16 protein-coding genes are annotated in these 18,488 nt (G+C 69.1%); 5 read left to right on the forward strand and 11 right to left on the reverse strand.

Going from position 1 to position 18,488, the window contains the following annotated elements; translation table 11 throughout:
- Positions 1 to 78 precede the first annotated feature (78 nt).
- Positions 79 to 957 carry a LysR family transcriptional regulator gene (locus CFB50_RS23620; RefSeq protein WP_069251212.1) on the reverse strand — a complete coding sequence of 293 codons (879 nt, stop codon included), beginning with the start codon at positions 955 to 957 and terminating at the stop codon, positions 79 to 81.
- 100 nt (positions 958 to 1,057) lie between these two features.
- Between CFB50_RS23620 and CFB50_RS23625 the strand changes: the two genes are divergently transcribed.
- Entirely contained in the window at positions 1,058 to 2,629 is a 1,572-nt protein-coding gene (locus tag CFB50_RS23625; protein ID WP_069251213.1) for an MFS transporter, read from the forward strand.
- Positions 2,630 to 2,783: 154 nt separating this feature from the next.
- On the opposite strand, the gene CFB50_RS23630 is transcribed toward CFB50_RS23625, so the two are convergent.
- The 3 genes from CFB50_RS23630 to CFB50_RS23640 all read right to left on the reverse strand — a co-directional run bounded on the left by CFB50_RS23630 (position 2,784) and on the right by CFB50_RS23640 (position 6,346).
- Positions 2,784 to 3,983, reverse strand: coding sequence for a LysR family transcriptional regulator (locus CFB50_RS23630; RefSeq protein WP_069251214.1), 1,200 nt, complete (start codon positions 3,981 to 3,983; stop codon positions 2,784 to 2,786).
- A 61-nt stretch (positions 3,984 to 4,044) separates the two neighbouring features.
- Positions 4,045 to 4,773: an aspartate/glutamate racemase family protein gene (locus CFB50_RS23635; protein WP_069251215.1), complete on the reverse strand. Its 729-nt coding sequence runs from the start codon at positions 4,771 to 4,773 to the stop codon at positions 4,045 to 4,047.
- Positions 4,774 to 4,795: 22 nt separating this feature from the next.
- Positions 4,796 to 6,346 carry an NCS1 family nucleobase:cation symporter-1 gene (locus CFB50_RS23640; RefSeq protein WP_069251216.1) on the reverse strand — a complete coding sequence of 517 codons (1,551 nt, stop codon included), beginning with the start codon at positions 6,344 to 6,346 and terminating at the stop codon, positions 4,796 to 4,798.
- A gap of 231 nt (positions 6,347 to 6,577) precedes the next feature.
- Here CFB50_RS23640 and CFB50_RS39605 point away from each other — a divergent pair, with 231 nt between their 5' ends.
- The gene (locus CFB50_RS39605) at positions 6,578 to 6,829 is read left to right on the forward strand and encodes a hypothetical protein (protein ID WP_069252892.1); all 252 of its coding nucleotides are present in this window, start codon (positions 6,578 to 6,580) and stop codon (positions 6,827 to 6,829) included.
- 209 nt (positions 6,830 to 7,038) lie between these two features.
- A complete protein-coding gene (locus tag CFB50_RS23655) occupies positions 7,039 to 7,587 on the forward strand; it encodes a DUF3005 domain-containing protein (protein WP_069251217.1) in 549 nt (182 codons plus the stop codon).
- Between the two features lie 65 nt (positions 7,588 to 7,652).
- Here CFB50_RS23655 and CFB50_RS23660 read toward each other — a convergent pair whose 3' ends face one another.
- A complete protein-coding gene (locus tag CFB50_RS23660; RefSeq protein WP_069251218.1) occupies positions 7,653 to 8,417 on the reverse strand; it encodes a DUF4397 domain-containing protein in 765 nt (254 codons plus the stop codon).
- 296 nt (positions 8,418 to 8,713) lie between these two features.
- Entirely contained in the window at positions 8,714 to 10,021 is a 1,308-nt protein-coding gene (locus tag CFB50_RS23665; protein ID WP_089447432.1) for an MFS transporter, read from the reverse strand.
- Positions 10,022 to 10,555: 534 nt separating this feature from the next.
- On the opposite strand from CFB50_RS23665, the gene CFB50_RS23670 reads away from it, so the two are divergent.
- Complete coding sequence (locus CFB50_RS23670) at positions 10,556 to 11,002, forward strand: MarR family winged helix-turn-helix transcriptional regulator (protein ID WP_046549825.1); 447 nt, start codon at positions 10,556 to 10,558, stop codon at positions 11,000 to 11,002.
- A 72-nt stretch (positions 11,003 to 11,074) separates the two neighbouring features.
- On the opposite strand, the gene CFB50_RS23675 is transcribed toward CFB50_RS23670, so the two are convergent.
- From CFB50_RS23675 to CFB50_RS23695, 5 genes are all read right to left on the reverse strand, one after another.
- On the reverse strand, positions 11,075 to 13,360 hold the full coding sequence (locus tag CFB50_RS23675) for a xanthine dehydrogenase family protein molybdopterin-binding subunit (protein ID WP_069251220.1): 2,286 nt from the start codon (positions 13,358 to 13,360) through the stop codon (positions 11,075 to 11,077).
- 219 nt (positions 13,361 to 13,579) lie between these two features.
- Complete coding sequence (locus CFB50_RS23680) at positions 13,580 to 14,233, reverse strand: isochorismatase family protein (protein WP_059792094.1); 654 nt, start codon at positions 14,231 to 14,233, stop codon at positions 13,580 to 13,582.
- A 19-nt stretch (positions 14,234 to 14,252) separates the two neighbouring features.
- The gene (locus CFB50_RS23685; RefSeq protein ID WP_069251221.1) at positions 14,253 to 15,293 is read right to left on the reverse strand and encodes a 2,5-dihydroxypyridine 5,6-dioxygenase; all 1,041 of its coding nucleotides are present in this window, start codon (positions 15,291 to 15,293) and stop codon (positions 14,253 to 14,255) included.
- Positions 15,294 to 15,340: 47 nt separating this feature from the next.
- A complete protein-coding gene (locus tag CFB50_RS23690; RefSeq protein WP_069251222.1) occupies positions 15,341 to 16,171 on the reverse strand; it encodes an alpha/beta fold hydrolase in 831 nt (276 codons plus the stop codon).
- A gap of 27 nt (positions 16,172 to 16,198) precedes the next feature.
- Entirely contained in the window at positions 16,199 to 16,951 is a 753-nt protein-coding gene (locus CFB50_RS23695) for a maleate cis-trans isomerase family protein (RefSeq protein WP_060212471.1), read from the reverse strand.
- 298 nt (positions 16,952 to 17,249) lie between these two features.
- Here CFB50_RS23695 and CFB50_RS23700 point away from each other — a divergent pair, with 298 nt between their 5' ends.
- Positions 17,250 to 18,407: an FAD-dependent monooxygenase gene (locus tag CFB50_RS23700; RefSeq protein WP_069251223.1), complete on the forward strand. Its 1,158-nt coding sequence runs from the start codon at positions 17,250 to 17,252 to the stop codon at positions 18,405 to 18,407.
- The last annotated feature ends 81 nt before the right edge of the window (positions 18,408 to 18,488 follow it).

Genomic DNA, 18,488 nt, shown 5'->3' on the forward strand with positions numbered 1-18,488 from the left:
CATCGAATCGTGCAATGCATATTCGCGCGGCGACGGCCGGGATGGCCGCCATCGCCGCATGCGGGCTTCAGGCGGGGCTTACGCGGCCGACGGAACCGTCCGCAGGAACGCGCGTACCGCCGGCGCCTTTTCGAAGCGCCGGTGCGCGAGCGCCAGTTCCGACGTGATCGGCTTGCCGGCGATCGGCCGGTACACGACGCCCGGCAGCGACACGCAGCCGGCGAGCGCATCGGGAATCACCGCAACCCAGCCGTTCACGGACACGCACGCGAGCACCGCGAGCAAGCCGCCCGGGCGGGCGGCGATCAGCGGGGCGAAGCGGCCGCGGCGCGCGACTTCGAGCGTGCCGCGCTCTTGTTCGGGCACCGCGAAGCGCGCGTCGGCGAGGTCGGCCGCGCGAATGGCCGACATCGACGCATAGCGCGACCCGGCCGGCACGGCGGCGACGAACACGTCGCGCTGCAGCGTGACGATCCGCAGGCCGCCGGGCAGTGGCAGCGGCGGGCGCACGTATGCGAGGTCGAGCCGGCCCGTGTCGAGCTGGTTCGCGACGTCGTCCATCGGCACTTCGCGCAGGTTCAGTTCGATGCGCGGGTGCGCGTCACGAAACGCGCCGACGGTGCGCTGCAGCGTGCCCGAATAAACGGCCGACGACACGTAGCCGATCTCGATCCGGCCGAGTTCGCCGCGCTCGGCCAGGGCAGCGAGTTCGCGGCCGCGCTGCAGGTGCTCGACCGCGGCGCTGGCCTCGGCGAGATAGGCCTCGCCGGCCGCGCTCAGCGTGACGGCGCGGCGCGACCGGTGAAAGAGGCGCACGCCGAGCACGCGTTCGGCCTCCTGGATCTGCCGCGTGAGCGCGGGCGGCGCCATGTCGAGCGCTTCGGCCGCACGGGCGAAGTGCAGGTGCTGCGCGACGCTCAGGAACGCGCGCACGTGGCGAAATTCGAGCCGGTCCATGATTGCAATTTTCGTCAATAAAACAGCATCGGCGTGTCAATGACAGGCAATACGGGCCAAGCCTAGCATACGGCTCGTCGATCCTGTTCCGGAGTAACCGATGTCCCAGCCTTCACCGGCGTCGCGCGCAGGCGTGGCTGCCGCCCCGCGCACGGGCGCCCGCCTGCCCGCCGCCGCGACGCTCGCCGTCGCGTCCGCGACCTGCTCGCTGATCGTGCTCGACACGAACGTCGTCGCCGTGTCGCTGCCGAGCATCGCGCGCAGTTTCCACGCGAGCTTTGCCGATATCGAATGGGTCGTGAGCGCGTACATGACCGCGTTCGCCGCTTGCCTGCTGCCGGCTGGCGGGCTCGCCGACCGCTTCGGGCGCAAGCGGATGCTCTTCACGGGGCTCGCGCTGTTCTTTCTCGCGTCGCTCGGCTGCGGCGTCGCGCCGACGGCCGGCTGGCTGATCGCGGCGCGGGCGGTGAAGGGCGGCGGCGCCGCGCTGCTGCTGACGGCTGCGCTCGCCGTGATCGCGAACCGCTTTCCGGAGGGGCGCGAACGGGCGCGCGCGTGGGCGATCTGGGGCATGTGCATGGGGATCGCGACAGCCATCGCGCCGCTCGTCGGCGGCGCGATCACGCAATGGATCGGCTGGCGCTGGGTGTTCCTGCTGAACCTGCCCGTCTGCCTGCTGCTTGCGGCCGGTGCGCGTGTCGCGATCGACGAATCGCGCGATCCGCACGCGAAGCGCGTGGACGCGGCCGGCAGCCTGCTGTTCGGCGCGGCGCTCGCGTGCGCGATCGCGGCGCTGATCGGCGCACCGTCGCACGGCTGGCTGTCGGCCGCGACGCTCGGGCGGCTCGCGCTGGCCGCCGCGCTGTTCGCGGCATTCATCGGCGCGGAGCGCTGGCAGGCGCGGCCGATGATCGATCTCGCGCTGTTCCGTCAGCCGCGCTTCGTCGGCGCCGTGCTCGCGATGTTCGGCTATGCGGCGTGCGCGCAGGTGATGATGACGTTCCTGCCGCTGTACCTGCAGAACGCGTTCGGAATGTCGGCGATCGATGCGGGGCTCGGGATGTTGCCGTTCGCGTTCGCGATGATCGCCGGGCCGTCGCTCGGCGCGGCGCTGGCCGCGCGCGTGTCGTCCGGCGGCGTGCTGGCGGGCGGGCTCGCGCTGATCGGCGCGGGCAACCTCGCGACCGCGGCGCTGACGGCCAGCAGCGACTACCGGCTCGTCGCGCTCGGCATGTTCGTGACGGGCTGCGGCGCGGGCATCATGAACGGCGACACGCAGAAGGCGATCATGGCGTGCGTGCCGCCGAACCGCACCGGCATGGCATCGGGCATCAGCACGACGACGCGCTTCTCGGCGATCGTGACGGCCGTCGGCGTGCTCGGCGCGGTGCTGGCGGCGAGCACGCATGCGCGGCTCGACCGGCTGTTGTCCGCCGCGCCCGGCCTGCGCGCATTCGCCGATGCACAGTTCATGTCGAGCCTGCTGGCCGGCGACCTGGCGCGGGCGCTCGAGCGTGTGCCGCCGTCTGCCGCCGGTGCGCTCGCGCAGGCCGCGCCCGTCGCGTTCGCGAGCGGGTTCGCCGATGCGCTGATTGTGAGCGGCATGCTTGCGCTGGTCGCCGCCGTCGTTGCCTGCAAGTTGCTTGCGCAACCGATGCGCGACGGTGCGTGATGCACGGGGCGGCACGCGAGCGGTTGTTTTGCCGTGGTGCTTGTCAACGTAGCCTGAGCTGCGTATCGGCGTATCGGCGTATCGGCGTATCGGCGTATCGGCGTATCGGCGTATCGCCGGATCGGCCCGTTGTCGCGCCTGTCGATCGCGCCGGTCAATGCGACTTCGTCGCGAGGCGGTGGATGCGTGCCGCATGGGCGACGCGCCGCGGATGCGACGCATGGCAATGCGTTGACTGCCTGCGGCGCGTGCGTCGTGTGGGCTCGGGCGTATCGGCCTCGGCTGGCGTACTGTTCCGCGCGTCCGCGTCCGCGTCCGCGACTGCGCCGGCCGCCACCGCCGAGACTGCCACCGCCGCAACCGCCGGCAACCTGGCCTCCGCATCGAGCCACGCACGCGTCGCTTCCGCGATCAGCCCGCGCAGCCAGCGCACGCCCTCGGCGCATGCCCCCGATTCGTTCCAGGTCATCCGGTACACGATGTCCGGCGGTTCGGCCGGCAGCGCGACGGCGGCGAGCGGCAGCAGCTTCGCATAGTGCCGCGCGAGCCGGTACGTGGTGGTCAGCAGCATGTCGGTGCGCACGAGCGCATGCGCGGCGAGTTCGAAGTGCGGCAGCGTGACGACGATCCGCCGCTGCAGGCCCACGCGTTCGAGTTGCCTGTCGATCGCGCCGGACGCTTCGAGCCATGACGGTGTTGGGCACAGCTGCGGCGCGTCGGCAAACTCGGCCGCCGTCATCGTGCCGTGCCGCGCGAGCGGATGGGTCGCGCGCATCAGGCACACGACGCGATCGTCGAACAGGTCGTCCTGCCGGAACCGCGACGAGCGCGCCGGGCGATTGTCGATCACGACGTCGAGCTCGCCGTCGGCCAGGGCGCGTTCGTCGTCGAAGCCGTCGCCGAGCGGATGGAACACGAGTTGCGCGTCCGGCGCGCGTTCGCGGAACAGCGCGACGAGCTTCGGCACGAACAGCACGTTCAGGTAGTCGGGGCAGCCGATCCGGTAGGTGCGCACCGACGTGCGCGCATCGAACCTCGGCTGCTGGATGCGGATGAAGTCGATCACGCGCAGCGCGTTGCGCAGCGGTTCGATCAGCCGCGCGCCGAACTCGGTGGGCACCATCCCGTAGCGGCTGCGCACCAGCAGCGGATCGCCGAGCAGCGTGCGCAGGCGCTTGAGCGCGGCGCTGGTGGCCGGCTGCGACATGTTCAGGCGCACGGCCGCACGCGACACGGTGCGCTCGGTCAGCAGCACGAGCAGGATGCGCATCAGCCGCGCATCGAGCACGTCGAGCGCGTCCGTTGCGTCGGACGTGCCGCGGGGCAGGGTGTTCGGGTCTAGTGGGTCCCGCATGCCGATGTGCCTCCCGGCGACCCGATGCGCGCGTGCGACGCAGCAGCGGGCCGGCGCCGCGTCATTGTGCGAAGGTGCCCGGCCAGCCGACGATCCGCTTCGGGCGCGGCGGCGCGTACGTGCGGACTTTCGACGTCTTCAGCTTCAGGTGCACCAGCGACTCGGCGAGCGCGACCGCGGCCGAGACGCCGTCGACGACCGGCACGCCCGTGCATTCCTCGATCTGCCGGTCGAGGCCGGCCATCCCGCCGCAGCCGAGGCAGATCACTTCCGCGTGATCGTCCTTCACCGCGCGCTGCGCCTGGCCGACGATCGACTCGATCGCGCGGGCCGGGTTCTCCTCGAGTTCGAGCACCGCGAGGCCGCTGGCGCGCACCGACGCGCAGCGCGCGTCGAGCCCGGCGAGCTTCAGGCGATCCTCGATCAGCGGCACCGTGCGGTCGAGCGTCGTGACGACCGAGTAGCGATGGCCGAGCAGCATCGCGATGCTGGCGGCCGCTTCGGTGATGTCGACGACGGGCACCGTCAGCAGTTCCTGCAGGCCTTCGCGGCCGTGTTCGCCGTAGCCGGCCTGGATCACCGCGTCGTACGGCTCGTCATAGTGCAGCACGCGATCCATCACGGCGATCGCCGCGAGGTAGCTCTCGAAGTTGCCTTCGATCGACTCCGCGCCGAAGCGCGGCGTCAGCCCGACGATCTCCGTGCCCGGCGACGCGGCGGCCTGCGCCTGCGCGGCGATCGCGTCGGTGATCGACTCGGTCGTGTTGACGTTGACTACCAGGATCCTCATTGCGACTCCGTATGCAGGTGTTTCAGTGTTGGGCGCAGGCGACCGCGATGGGTTCGCCCGAGCGCTCCTCGTAGTGCCGGTTGCGATCGGCCAGCAGCCAGTACACGCTGCCCGCGATGGCCGCGCCGAGCAGCCACGAGAACGGCGTCATCGCGCTGAAGGCCGGCACGACGGCGAGCGTGATCGAGATCAGCGCGGACGGCACGAGCGCCGCGAGCGCCTTGCGGTTCACGCCGCGCGTGTAGAAGTAGGCGCCGGTCGGCGCTTCGGTATAGAGGTCGGGCACGTTCACGCGCTGCTTGCGCACGAGCCAGTAGTCGACCGTGATGATCCCGTACAGCGGGCCGAGCAGCGCGCCGAGGCCGGACAGGAAGTAGACGATCACGATCGGGCTGTTGTACAGGTTCCACGGCAGGATCAGCACGGCGACCGTCGCGCTGATCAGGCCCGCGCGGCGGAACGACAGGCGGTGCGGCGCGAGGCTCGTCAGCACGAAGGCCGGCGCGACGAAGTTCGCCATGATGTTCACGGCCACCGTCACGATCAGGAAGGCGAGGCAGCCGAGCACGAGGAACAGCTTGTCCGGCACCGTCGCGATGATTTCCGTCGGGCTGTGGATGATGTGGCCGTTCAGCTTGAACTGCGCGCCGGCGAGCACGAAGCTGATCGTCGCGAACACGAGGATGTTGACCGGCAGGCCCCAGAAGTTGCCCACGCGCACCGTCTTCGCGCTCGGCGACGAACGGGCGAAATCGCAGAAGTTGAGCACCAGCGTGCCGTAGATCGCGAGCCACAGCGAGCCGCCCGCGAAGATCTCCGTCCACATCCGGAAGCCGGTCAGCGGCTTGCCGATCGACATCGCGAGATGGCCGCCGGTGCGGCTGAACATCCACGCGGCGAGCGACAGCGTCGTGACGAGGATGACCGGGCCGGCGAGCCCCTCGTACTTGCGGACCATTTCCATCCCGTACGTGAGGATGCCGATCTGCACGAGCCAGATCGCGACGAACGTGACCCAACCGAGCGTCGACAGCCCGAAGATCGCGTTCTGGTCGAACGCGGCGAGGCCCGGCCAGATCGCGGTGAGCAGCACGCGCAGCACGACCGACGCGAGATAGGTCTGGATTCCGAACCATGCGATCGCGATCACCGCGCGGATCATCGCGGGCAGCAGCGCGCCGTAGATGCCGAAGCTCATCCGGCTGATCACCGGGAACGGCACGCCGGTCTTCTGGCCCATGTAGCCGGTGAGGTTCATGAAGGCGTAGACGAGCACCGCGCCGATCGCGAGCGATGCGAGCATCTGCCAGCCCGACAGGCCGAGTGCGAACAGCCCGATCGCGAACGAGTAGTTCGCGATGTTGTGCACGTCGTTGGTCCACAGCGCGAAGATGCTGTAGCGGCCCCACGTCCGGCCCTCGGCCTTGGTCGGCGCGAGGTCGGGGTTGTGCAGCCGCGGACTCAGCGCGGGGTCGCGCGCGGTCGAATCGGTGCGATGCGATGCGTCGTCCGCGCCGAGCACGATGCCCGGGCGGTGGGTGGCTTCCAGTTGCACGCCGTTGTCTCCTTCCATGTGCGGGGCGCATGGCCGGCAACGTGGGAACGCTGCGCCGGCCCGGCCGCGGTGGACGTTATGTCTCGGATTTGTTCGCGAGTATGGAAGGCGGGCAACGCGATGGGAAATTAAATATTCAGTTGGCCGTCATTTGAAAAATGAATGGAAGCGGGCGGCCGCGGCGGCCGGGTGTGGCACGCGAATTGCGCGCCTGCGGGCTCCATCCACATCGACATCAGCGGAGGTGTCATGCAGCGATATTCACTTCGTCATGTATCGCGAGCCGTCTTCGCCGGCATCCTGATTGCGGGCCTGGCGGCTGGCGCGGGCTGCCAGAAGAAGAGCGACAACGGCGGCGCAAGCTCGGAATCGAGCGCACCGGGCGGCATGTCGGCCGCACCGTCCACCGCACCGTCGGGTATGCCGAGCAGCGGGGCGGCCGGCAGCGGCGCGAGCATGCCGGGCGCGGCTTCCGCGCCGGGCGGCGCGAGCGGCGGCTGACGCGCGGCTGACGCGTGGGGCGGACGTCGCGCCGGCTGCGCGCGGGTGCGCCGTCCGCAGGAAAGGCGCCGTGCCGGCCTGGCACGTGCGCCCGGTGACGTGCGCGCCGGGCCGCGCACATGAAAGTTTTGCAAGGACCGTTGTAGCGATTCCCGGAACGGCGGCGGCAGCCCTGATGCCGGCACGCGCCGGCCGGACAAGGAGGTGCAATGCAGAACGCGGAATCGAACCCTACCCCTGAAAAGCAGCGGGAACAGATCGAGAAAAGCCCGGTGAAGACGCCGGCGGCCGGCGACATGCCCGACGCGGCGACCCAGGCGGCGCAGGTCGCGCAGCGTCCGCTGACACCCGAGAAGATTGCCGGGAAAATGCCGACCGGCCTGCCGCCGATCGAGCGCGGCACGCAGGCGCCCGACAGCGACGACCCCGTGCGGCGAGCGGCCGCCCGGATCCCGACGCTCGACAACGCGAACATGGCGATGACCGACAACACGGTCGACGTCGACGGCAAGGGCATGGAAGCCGCCGCGGGCGCGTCGAAGTGGCACGACAACGTGATTTATTCGAACGCGTCGCTCGACGAAGCGGTCGATACGCCCGACGACGGGCTCGGCGGGATCGAGAGCCGTCCGTCCGGCAACATGCCGCAGATCGCGACGCGGCCGGGCTGGCGCGTACGCCATGTCGGCGATGTCGACATCGAGCACGGCGACAGTACCCGCGCCGAGCATGTGATCGTCCTGGAGCGGACCGACTGACGGCAGGACGGGAAAGGTGCGGCGGGCGGCACGATCGCGCCGCCCGCCGCAATCATCGGCGGTCCTTATTGCGGACCGAGTTCCTGCGCGGACGTATCGGCGTCGTTGCCCTGCGCAACCAGCACGTGGATATCGTTCGGCGTCACGTCGCCGATCCCGCCCGACGGGATCGTCAGCAGCAGCCAGTCGGCGTTGTTGTTGATGGTGACCGGCGCGGTCTTGAGGATCGGCGTCTTGCTGCCGGCGGTCGTGACGATCACCTGGTAGCTGCCGCCGTTCAGGTAGATCGAATCCTGCGTCGTTGCCGGCACTGCGTTCTGGTAGGCCGCGCCCGCGAGCGTCGGGCTTTGCGTCGTGATGTCGGTGCCGGGCGGGACGATGTACATGTCGACGTTCTGCGCATTCGGCGACGCGTTGAAGCTGCGCACGCGCGCCTTGTCCGACAGCAGGCCCTTGTCGTACGGATCGTCGATCACGGAGATCAGCGACGTCGTGCTCGGCAGTGCGATCGTCGTGTAATGATGGCCGTTTGCCGCGCTGAACGATTGCGCGGCAATGGTCGTCGTCGTGCCGGAGACGTCATAGCTCGCGTTCTGCGTGCCCGAGTCGACGTCGTGATAACGCGTCACACCCTTGTACGCGATACCGCCCTGGTCGAGCTTCGCGTTCAGGTAGTAGTCGAGGTTCGGCCCGGCCGGCACCGCGTTGATGAAGCGCGCCTGCGGCTTCGAGATGCCGAGCACGGTGCCGACGTCGTTGCCGTCGCCGCCACACGCTGCGAGCACGGAAACGACCGAGCACAAGGCGACCAGCGTTCGTATTGATTTCATGTTGTCCTCTCGTTCAGGGAACCTGCTTGCGATGCGGGATCGCCGCGCGAAGGGTCGCGCGGTGCGCAGCGCCGGTTGAGTGAAGGATGCCGTCCGCCGGATCGGCGGGCGCGTGCATGGCGCAAGCGATGTGCCTGCGCGGCGAAGGGCGGCGGGAAGGAGGCGGAAAGCGGGGGGCGGGCGGCGCGCACGCGCCGGCGGGGCGGCGTGCGCGGGGTGAGATGGGGAGGCGTGGGGCGGGCCGCGCGCTCGGCGCGGTTGTAAAAATGACCGCGTCGCGCGGGCGACGCGCTGTGTCAGCGGTTCACGAGCCGGGCCGGATAGGCGAGCGCGAGGGCGCAGCCGACCACCATGCACGCGGCGAAACCGTACAGCCCCGCGCTTTGCGAATGGAACGTGTCGCGCAGCCAGCCGATGAAGTAAGTGCTGCCGAACCCGCCGAGGTTGGCGATCGAGCACGCGAACGCGATCCCGCCGGCGGCGGCCGAGCCCTTCAGGAACGTCGAAGGCAAGGCCCAGACGACCGGCATGGCGGCGGCCGCGCCCGCGTTGATCAGCGAGAACAGCAGCACCGTGCCGAACGTGCCGTGCGGCGACGATGCCGCGATCGCCAGCGCGACAGCCGACACCATGAACGGTACGACGATATGCCAGCGGCGTTCGCGCGCGCGATCGGAACTGGCGCCGCAGTACAGCGTGGCGAGCACGGCCGCGGCATTCGGGATCACCATCAGCCAGCCGATGTGATACGCATCCTTGACACCCGTGTCGCGCAGGATCGTCGGCAGCCAGAAGCTCACCGCATAGAGGCCGAGCAGCACGCACAGGTCGATCAGGCCGAGCGCCCATACCTTCGGATCGGAGAACGCCTTGCCGAGCGCATGGCTCTTGTTGCCGGACGGATCGGCGTCGAGGTTCGCGCGCAACGCGTGCTTCTCGTCGGCGTTCAGCCACTGTGCGGATTCGATGCTGTTGGGCAGCCAGCGCAGCACCGCGAAGCCGAGCAGCACCGACGGCAGCGCTTCGAGCAGGAACAGCCACTGCCAGCCGCCGAGCCCGTGCGTGCCGTCGAACGCGCGCATGATCCAGCCGGAGATCGGGCTGCCGATCATGCTCGACAACGGCAGTCCGACCATGAACAGTGCGACGATCCGCGCGCGGCGCGCATCGGGATACCACTGCGTCAGGTACAGCAGCACGCCGGGCAGGAAGCCGGCCTCGGCCGCGCCGAGCAGGAAGCGCACGACGTAGAACTGCATCGGCGTGTGCACGAACATCGTCGCACCCGACAGCAGGCCCCACGTGATCATGATCCGCGCGATCCAAAGCTTTGCGCCGACGCGTTGCAGCACCAGGTTGCTCGGGACTTCGAACAGGATGTAGCCGGCGAAGAACAGGCCGGCGCCGAGCCCGTACACCGTATCGCTGAACTTCAGCGCGTCGAGCATCTGGAGTTTCGCGAGCCCGATGTTGATGCGGTCGAGATAGGCCGCGAAGTAGCACAGGCAGAAGAGGGTAATCAGGCGCAGCGTGACCTTGCGATAGAGATTGCCGTGCGGCGCGTCGTCGGGGGAAACGGCGGCGCTCGGGTGTGCGGTAGACATGGGATTGCCCCTGTTCGAATGTGACGGATGAATGGGTGGCCGATCGACGCGAGCGGACGTTCCGCTGCGCACTGGAGTCTGTATATCACGGCAATTAAATAGCGTACACACTAGAAAATACCGAATCACACAGGCACGATTCCGGCCGCATGGAGGCAAATGTTTTCGTGAGAAAAGCCGCGTGTTTAACGAGGATTTTGATGGATTCGTCTGCACGTTGAAAGCGGGAATGGAGAAGGGATGGCATGCACAAAATTCGTGCGTATGCGCTTAAAAGTGAAGTGTGTGCACGAAAGTCGACCGAGGTGCGCAAGCACGTGCGCGGCAGTAGGGTCGAACGTGCATGGCTTGCCGTTTCGGCGACCTTCCAGGTGGGTAAGGCGTAGCCGCCGGGCGATCGTCGGCCGCGCTGCGCGCCGGGTACGTCGAATACTGATGCACCGCAACGAAGCAGCAACCCGGCTGCCGGTCGGGTCGAATTGAGGGTGTACACTGCATGTCTTTCCATTACACGTGGCACGGGCCTGCACTTTCATGGCGTCTTCCAAGGATTCCTACGACTTTCACGACCAGGTCGGGCACCTGCTGCGCCGCGCGTATCAGCGGCACGTGTCGATCTTCCAGGAAGCGATCCCCGATTCGGATCTCACGGCCGCGCAGTTCGTCACGCTGTGTGCGGTCAAGGAGCGCCAGGGGTGCTCGCTGAACGACATCGTCAAGGCGACCGCGATCGACCAGGCGACGATTCGCGGCGTGGTCGACCGGCTGAAAGCGCGCGCGCTGATCGAGGTGCTGCCCGATCCGAACGACGGCCGCAAGCTGATCGTGCGCGCAACCGCGACTGGTCTCGCGCTGATCGATCGCACGGTGCCGTTCGCGCGGCAGGTGACGGAGCGCACGTATGGCGCGCTCAATCCGGGCGAGCGGGTCGCGTTGCAGTTCCTGCTGCGCAAGATGATGGAAGAAGACGGCGACGCGTGATGCGTGTCGCTCGCGGAGGGGGGCGCACCCGTCCGGTCGTTCGATTCGACCCTGCGACGCAGCCCGCGGCTTCTAAGCCGTGCCGGTCGCCATCTGCACGCCAGTCCCATCGGCCGTCATCAACCGGCCTGCGTCGCGTAACGCGGCCCGGACCGTCTCCGGTGTAAACGGCGGCGCGTAGAACCGCACACCGGTCGCATCGAACAACGCGTTTGCGACGGCGGCCGGGCCCGGCACCGACGCCGATTCTCCCGCGCCGAGCGGCGGCTCGCCTTGCCTCGGCATCAGCACGACATCGACTTCCGGCACTTCCGCGAAGGTCAGGATCGGATAGCTCGCCCATTCGCGCGACGCGACCTTGCCGTCGGCGAAGCGCACGCGCTCCTTCAGCGTGCGGCTCAATACCTGGATCACGTTGCCGTGGATCTGGTGGCGCACGCCATCGGGGTTGATCATCGTGCCCGTGTCCTGGCCGACCGTGACGCGTTCGATGCGGATCTCACCCGACACGCGATCGACGCTCAGGTCGACGACCCATGCCGACCACGCCGCGCCAAAGCCGGGGAAGCGGCTGTGCACGTAGCGCGCATAGGCGATCCCGCGGCCGCGCACCAGCCGCGACGGCTCGGGTTCATGCGGCGTGCGCCGCACGCGTGGCGTCCAGCCCGCGCGATCGGCCACGGCCTGCAGCAGTTCGGTCGCGCGCGTGTCCTGCAGATGACGCAGCCGGAACGCAAGCGGGTCGACGCCGGTCAGCGCCGCGCATTCGTCGACGAACGCATCGTGCGCGAACGAGTTCGGCAATGCCGACACGCCGCGCAGCCACGACGCACGCACGAGCGGGGCAAGATCCTCGCAGACGAAGCGGCGATGCGGGCTCGCGTAAGGCGACACGGCCGTGCGGTCGCCCATCTCGAACACGCGCGGCTCGGGCGCGATCGTGCCGGTCAGCAGCGCCGCGAGCAACGGCGCGTCGTTCGACGGGTAGCGTGTCGTGAAATCGTAGCCGAGCAGGCGGCCGTCGCGCGTGACGGTGCCGGTCACCTGCATCAGCTGGCCCGCGCCTTTCGGTTCCCACAGATGCTCGTCCGCGCGCGACAGCTGCACGCGCACCGGGCGGCCGACCGCGCGCGACAGCAGCAGCGCGTCGCCGCACACGTCGTCCGCACCGTTGCGGCCGTAGCAGCCGGCCGCCTCCATCCGCACCACGTCGAAATCGGCTTCGTCGCGCGCGACGAGCGTCGCGAGGTCGTAACGCAGCGACACGGGATTCTGCGTGCCGGACCACACGGTGATCCGGCCGTTGCCCGGCTCGCGATAGTCGGCGAGCGCGCATGACGGGCCGATCGAGCCGTGTATCTGGAACGGCCACGCATAGGTGCGCGACAGCGTGGTCGTGTCGGGCTGCGCACGCGCCGCGTCGACGTCGCCTTCGTCGAGCAGCACGCGGCGCTTGGCCGGCGCGGCGGCGATCGCGGCAGCCGGTTCGTCGAGCGGCGGCAGCGCGGGGAGCGGGCGCCACGTCACGCGCAGCTGGCGCGCCGCGCGTATCGCGTGTTCCTCACGCTCGGCCACCACGCCGACGAAATCGCCGATCGCGACGACGGCCACGGGCCCCGGCACGTCGGCCACCGATGCGCGATCGACGTCGATCAGCGCATCACCGACGAACGAACCGCTGTCATGCCCCGCATAGGGCGGCCGCACGACACGGCCGTGCAGCATGCCCGGCACGCGCATGTCGTGCACGAACGTGAGCTGGCCGGTTGCCTTCGCGGGCAGGTCGACGCGCGGCGACGATTTGCCGACGATCCGGTAGCGCGCGGGATCTTTCGTGCGGGTGTTCAGGTCCAGCGTCAGCGCGATCCGGTGCGCGGCGACGAGCGCGGCGAACGTGATCGCTTGTCCATCGAACGAAATCGTTCCATCGTCGACGGCCAGCCGTTCCGCATCGACGCCGAATCGCTCGGCGGCGAGCGCCAGCAGTGTGTGACGCGCCTGCGCGGCCGCGCAGCGCAGCGGCGTCGCGGAAATCTGGATCGTCGCGCTCGCGATGGTCGGGCCCTGGTTCGGTGTCGCGGCCGTGTCGCCGAGCACCATCGTCACGCGCGCGGCCGGCACATCGAGTTCCTCGGCGACGATCTGCGCGAGCGACGTGCGGATGCCGGTGCCGAGATCGACGTGGCCGTTGAACGCGAGGATGCGGCCATCGTCGAGAATTGCGACGAACACTTCCGGCAGCGCCGGCACGTAGGACGACAGGCTGCCCGGCTGGCCGGGCGCCGGCTTGACGGGCGGCGCGGGCGGCCGGATGACGGTCAGGCAGCCGTTGCGCGCGAGCAGTTCGGAGCGGTTCACGGATGAAGGGTCCTGTCGAGGGAGCGGCGGCGCGCGGCCCGATGCGGCGTACGCGGAGCGAGGCGGCGGGTGGCCCGGGCGTCCTGTTCGCGGTGTGTGTCGAGCGCCATGACGGTGGCCGTCGCGAGCGCGCGCGTCCCCAATCTAGGTCGCCAAAAGCGCAGCGTCAATCGCGCGGGCGGGCGTCGGCCGGTCACGCCGCGGGCCCGCCGCGACGATTCAGCGTGCGCGCGCCTGCACCGCATCGATGGCCGCGATCGCGTCGTCGAGCGGCATCACGGCCGCGTATTTCTGCTGCATGTCGAACAGGTTCGCGTCGTGCGGGGCGATCGCGCGATCGCCGACACAGTCGGCGAGCACGAGCGGGCGGAACCCGTGCGACATCGCGTCGACGACGCTCGCGCGCACGCAGCCGCTCGTCACGGCCCCCGCGACGAGCAGTGTCTGCACCGCGCGCTGCGCGAGCCACGGCGCCAGCTGCGTGCCGAAGAACGCCGACGGCACGGTCTTGCGCACGACGAGTTCGCCCGGCGCGGGCGTGAGTTCGGGCACGATCGCGCTGTTCGGATGGTGCTCGGTCAGCGTCGCCATGCCGGGCACCTTCAGCGAGAACACGTTGTCGTCGCTGCCGTCGTCCGCATACACAATGCGGCTGTGCGCGACCGGCCAGCCGCGTTCGCGCGCGAGCGCGAGCGCACGCGTCGTGCGCGCGATCGCCGGCGCGATGTTGCCGCCGCCGAACGTCGCGGGATCGGCGAAGCCGACCACGAAATCGACGATCAGCAGGCCGAGGTTGCCGTGCGGCGGCAGCGGCGTGCCGAAACCCTGCTGGCGATAGACGTTCGCTTCGGCGTGACGGGAAAGATCGTTCATGGTGTGGGGTGCTCGTCGGTCAGGCGGGTTGGTCGGTCACGCGGCCGTCGCGCACGACGGTCGCGCCGTCGAGTTCGACCGTGCAGCGGCGCAGCGGGATGTCGATGTGGCAGGTGGTCGTGCGGTTGCCACCGCCTTCGTTGTTCGGGCCGAGCGAGAACAGGAAGTTGCCCTCGAACGCACGCGCGTCCATCCCGATCGTCGCCTCCCGGTCGTACAGCCCGAGCGTCGACCAGCGCGCACGCGGCTGCAGCCCCCAGCCGATATGCGAGATCGCATAGCCTTCCGGGTCGGCGAAGGTCTCCATGTAGTCGCGCAGCAGATCGGCGTCGACGCCGCCTTCGATGCGCGTCGCATAGCCGCCTTCGACGGTCAGCGCGATCGGTTCGCGCACGTAGTGCTTCTGCGGCAGCAGGATGTCGCCGCGGTCGATCACGATCGTGCCGCGCGCGGTGCGGTCGTTCGGGTAGGTCAGCGCGAAGCCGCTCGGCCAGTGGTCCCAGCGGCCCGGCGCGTCGACGAAGCCGTATTCGGCCGTCGGCGGGAACTCGCCGAGCGGGCACACGAGCGCGGTGCCGGCCGCCGACGTCACGCGCATCTCGCGGGCGGCGGCGATCCGTTTCGCCGCGGCGAGCACGCGCGTGCGGTCGGCCAGCGTCGGCACCATCCGCACGAGCACTTCGGGCGGCTCGACCGCGAGCAGGATCTTCGTGCCGGACTTCAGGATGTCGTGCTGCTCGGGCGAGAACAGCAGCGTCATCAGGTCGAGCACGAGGTCGCTCTCGCGCAGCGCGGCGATCGCGGCCTTGTTGCCGGTCAGCGGCGTCGTACCGAGATACGCGAGCGGGTCGCGGCTGAATGCCTTGTCGCCGTTCACCGGCGGCAGGTCGAGGCGGTTGACGATCGCGCCCATCGTTTGCGTCGCGATCAGCGCGCACGACAGCGTCTGCGGATGGGTGGCCGCGCTCGTCAGGATCGTGACGGTCTGGCCCGGTTCGAGGCGCGACAGCGTGAGGACCTGCTTCCACGCGTCGATCAGTTGGAAATCGCTGACTGGCATCGTCGGCTCCGGTAAAGGCGTGAAGGAAAGGGGCGGGCGCCGCGCGATCAGGCCGCGAGCGGCGCGCCGAGGAAGTCGCCGAACGCCGCGTAGAAACCCGATGCGTTGTCCCACGGAATCATGTGGCCGGCGTCGGGCACGCGCACGTGCCGCATCGACGGCGTCGCGCGCTGCAGTTCGGCGACATCGTCGTCGCGCACCACGTCGCCGCGTTCGGCCGTGATCAGCAGCGACGGCACGGCCAGTTTCGCGGCGTCCGCGTGGAAATCGTCGGTGTGAAAGCCTTCGTACGACGCGCGCACCGCGCGCTCGTCGCAGGTATGCAGCCATTCGGCGCGCAACTGCAGTTCGGCGTCGGTCCAGGTCGGGCAGAACGCGCGCATGCCTTCGGCGTCGGTGCCGGCGCGCGCGAGCGCCATCGAGTCGATGTACCACGGCAGCTTGCCCGGATAGTCGCGGCGGTTCGGGCCCGACACGGGCGGATCGACGAGCACGACCGATTCGAGCCCGTGGATGCCGCGCCGCGCGGCGCGCGCGGCGATCCGCGCGCCCATCGAATGGCCGACGAGGCTGGTGCGCGGCAGGCCGAGCGCGGCGACGAGGGCCGCGATGTCGTCGGCCTGTGCGTCGAGGCTGTAGTCGAGCGACGGCGACGCGTCCGACAGCCCGCGGCCGCGCACGTCGAGCACGTAGGTATCGAACGCCGCGCCGAATACTTCGCCGACGAAACCCCACGTGATCGCGGGGCTCGTGATGCCGGGAATCAGCACGATCGCCGGGCGCGAAGCGCGCGCGCCGGTCGCGCCGCCGTAGCGCAGGTAGTGCTGGCGGATGCCGTTCGCGCGGATGTTCGCGCCATACAGGAAAGTCGAGGGCATGAAGGGACTCCGTCGGAAGGGGCGCGCTCAGTACGCGCCGGACAGCAGCGCGCCGGCGCCGGGCACGATCGGCTCGAGGTCGAGTTCGCGCAGCATCGCGTAGGTCGTCGCGATCGCGGCCGTGATCACGGGCTTGCCCGTCATCGCCTCGACCTTCGCGACGGCCGGCAGCGACGGCATCTGCACGCAGGCGGACAGCACGATCGCATCGGCGTCCTGGTACGGCAGCGTCTTCACGATGTCGGGCAGGCGCGCCGGATCGTGGCGGCCGACGTCGAGGTTGTCGGGGATCTCCAGCGCGCGGTACGCGAGCACGTCAAAGCCTTCGTTGCGGATGTAGTCGACCACGAGTTCGGTCAGCGGCAGCATGTACGGCGCGACGACGACGATCCGCTTCGCGCCGATCACCTTCAGTGCGTCGACGAGCGCGCCCGCACTCGTCAGCACCGGCGCCTGCGCGCCGTTGTCCGCCGTGTGCTTCGTCAGGCGCGCCTGCGACACGCGGTGATAGCCGTGCCCCATCGCCATGATCGCGACCAGGCACGCGTAGCCGAGCACGTCGACGCGCGCATCGCTCAGTTCCACCGCGCAGCGGTCGGATTCGGCGTCCATCGCCGCGAGTTCTTCCTTGACGACCTTCTTCATCCGCATCCGGCTCGAGTGATACGTGAAGCGCTCGGGGCGGATCGCTTCACGCAGCCGCAGCATCGCGGGAATCTCGGTTTCCATCGTCGTGTTGGAACTCGGCACGATCTGGCCGATGCGGTAGGTCTTGCTCATGACGGGAGGCTCCGTGTCGGTAAGGGGAGGGCGGCACGCGGGTGCGGGATCGCCGGATGTCGAGCAAAGTCTAGTGTGTACATTTGAAAATGACAATGAATAAAAATGGCGTCTATCGGGCGACCATCGCGCGATGGCGCGGATATTTGGGGTTTTATTGGTGTTTTCCCGAATGTCGCTGCTGCCGACGACAATCCGCTTGTCCTGAATAAATTGAGTGTGTACGCTACATAAACGCCATTCAATCCGCCCGTTCTCGCGCCGCGTTCGGCGACGGGCCCACGATCAGGAGATCCGCATGAGCACACCCCGTATCTCAATCATCGGCGCCGGTCTCGGCGGCACGGCCGCCGCGGCGCTGCTCCAGCGCGGCGGCTACGACGTCGCGCTGTACGAGCAGGCGCCGGCGTTCTCGCGCCTCGGCGCGGGTATCCACCTCGGCCCGAACGTGATGAAGATCATGCGGCGCATCGGCTGCGAGGACGCACTGGAGACGATGGGTTCGCATCCGGATTGCTGGTACAGCCGCGACTGGCAGACGGCCGACGTGCTTGCGCAGATCCCGCTCGGCGACTACGCGCGCAAGGCCTACGGCGCGAGCTACCTGACCGTGCATCGCGGCGATTTCCATGCATTGATGACGCAGGCGGTGACGTCCGGCACGATCCGCTTCGGCAAGCGGCTCACGGCGGTGGAGGACACCGGCGACGCGGTACGCCTGACGTTCACCGACGGCAGCGTCGAGACCGCCGACATCGTGATCGGCGCGGACGGCGTGAATTCGCGGATCCGCGAGCACCTGCTCGGTGCGGAACCGCCGCGCTACACGGGCTACGTCGCGCACCGCGCGGTGTTCCCGGCGTCGCTGCTCGGCAACAAGCCGTACGACATGTGCGTGAAGTGGTGGTCGGAGGATCGCCACATGATGGTCTACTACGTGACCGAGAAGCGTGACGAGTATTACTACGTGACCGGCGTGCCGCAGGCCGAATGGCCCGAAGGCGTGTCGATGGTCGATAGCAGCCGCGACGAAATGCGCGAGGCGTTCGCGGGTTTCCATGCCGACATCCAGCACCTGATCGACGTGTCGCCGTCGATCACCAAGTGGCCGTTGCTCGAGCGCGATCCGCTGCCGTTGTGGAGCCGTGGCCGCCTCGTGCTGCTCGGCGACGCATGCCATCCGATGAAGCCGCACATGGCGCAGGGCGCGGCGATGGCGATCGAGGATGCCGCGATGCTCGCGCGCTGCCTCGATGAAGTCGGCGTCGGCGACTACGCGGGCGCATTCGCGCTGTACGAGGCGAATCGCGCGGCGCGTGCGTCGAAGGTGCAGCTCGTGTCGCACAACAACACATGGCTGCGCACGAACGAGGATCCGTCGTGGGTGTTCGGCTACGACGTGTTCGACGTGCCGCTCGTCTCGCCGTCGCGCAACAGCGTCGCGGCCGTGGCCTGACGCGTACGCGGTGCCCGCGCCGGCCGGCGCTTCGCCGTCGCGAGCGCCGCTGCGCCGGTACGCGTGTTTTTCGGCGTGTTA

It is taken from the genome of Burkholderia sp. AU33423 (assembly GCF_002223135.1).
Lineage (GTDB): Bacteria > Pseudomonadota > Gammaproteobacteria > Burkholderiales > Burkholderiaceae > Burkholderia > Burkholderia lata_D.

Coding starts and splice junctions, on each gene's coding strand:
- CFB50_RS23695 (WP_060212471.1), bottom strand. CDS start 16,951: ATGAGCAAGACCTACCGCATCGGCCAGATCGTGCCGAGTTCCAACACG.
- CFB50_RS23680 (WP_059792094.1), bottom strand. CDS start 14,233: ATGAACGATCTTTCCCGTCACGCCGAAGCGAACGTCTATCGCCAGCAG.
- CFB50_RS23640 (WP_069251216.1), bottom strand. CDS start 6,346: ATGGAAGGAGACAACGGCGTGCAACTGGAAGCCACCCACCGCCCGGGC.
- CFB50_RS23625 (WP_069251213.1), top strand. CDS start 1,058: ATGTCCCAGCCTTCACCGGCGTCGCGCGCAGGCGTGGCTGCCGCCCCG.
- CFB50_RS23700 (WP_069251223.1), top strand. CDS start 17,250: ATGAGCACACCCCGTATCTCAATCATCGGCGCCGGTCTCGGCGGCACG.
- CFB50_RS23670 (WP_046549825.1), top strand. CDS start 10,556: ATGGCGTCTTCCAAGGATTCCTACGACTTTCACGACCAGGTCGGGCAC.
- CFB50_RS23630 (WP_069251214.1), bottom strand. CDS start 3,983: ATGCGGGACCCACTAGACCCGAACACCCTGCCCCGCGGCACGTCCGAC.
- CFB50_RS23685 (WP_069251221.1), bottom strand. CDS start 15,293: ATGCCAGTCAGCGATTTCCAACTGATCGACGCGTGGAAGCAGGTCCTC.
- CFB50_RS23635 (WP_069251215.1), bottom strand. CDS start 4,773: ATGAGGATCCTGGTAGTCAACGTCAACACGACCGAGTCGATCACCGAC.
- CFB50_RS23620 (WP_069251212.1), bottom strand. CDS start 957: ATGGACCGGCTCGAATTTCGCCACGTGCGCGCGTTCCTGAGCGTCGCG.
- CFB50_RS23660 (WP_069251218.1), bottom strand. CDS start 8,417: ATGAAATCAATACGAACGCTGGTCGCCTTGTGCTCGGTCGTTTCCGTG.
- CFB50_RS23665 (WP_089447432.1), bottom strand. CDS start 10,021: ATGTCTACCGCACACCCGAGCGCCGCCGTTTCCCCCGACGACGCGCCG.
- CFB50_RS39605 (WP_069252892.1), top strand. CDS start 6,578: ATGCAGCGATATTCACTTCGTCATGTATCGCGAGCCGTCTTCGCCGGC.
- CFB50_RS23655 (WP_069251217.1), top strand. CDS start 7,039: ATGCAGAACGCGGAATCGAACCCTACCCCTGAAAAGCAGCGGGAACAG.
- CFB50_RS23690 (WP_069251222.1), bottom strand. CDS start 16,171: ATGCCCTCGACTTTCCTGTATGGCGCGAACATCCGCGCGAACGGCATC.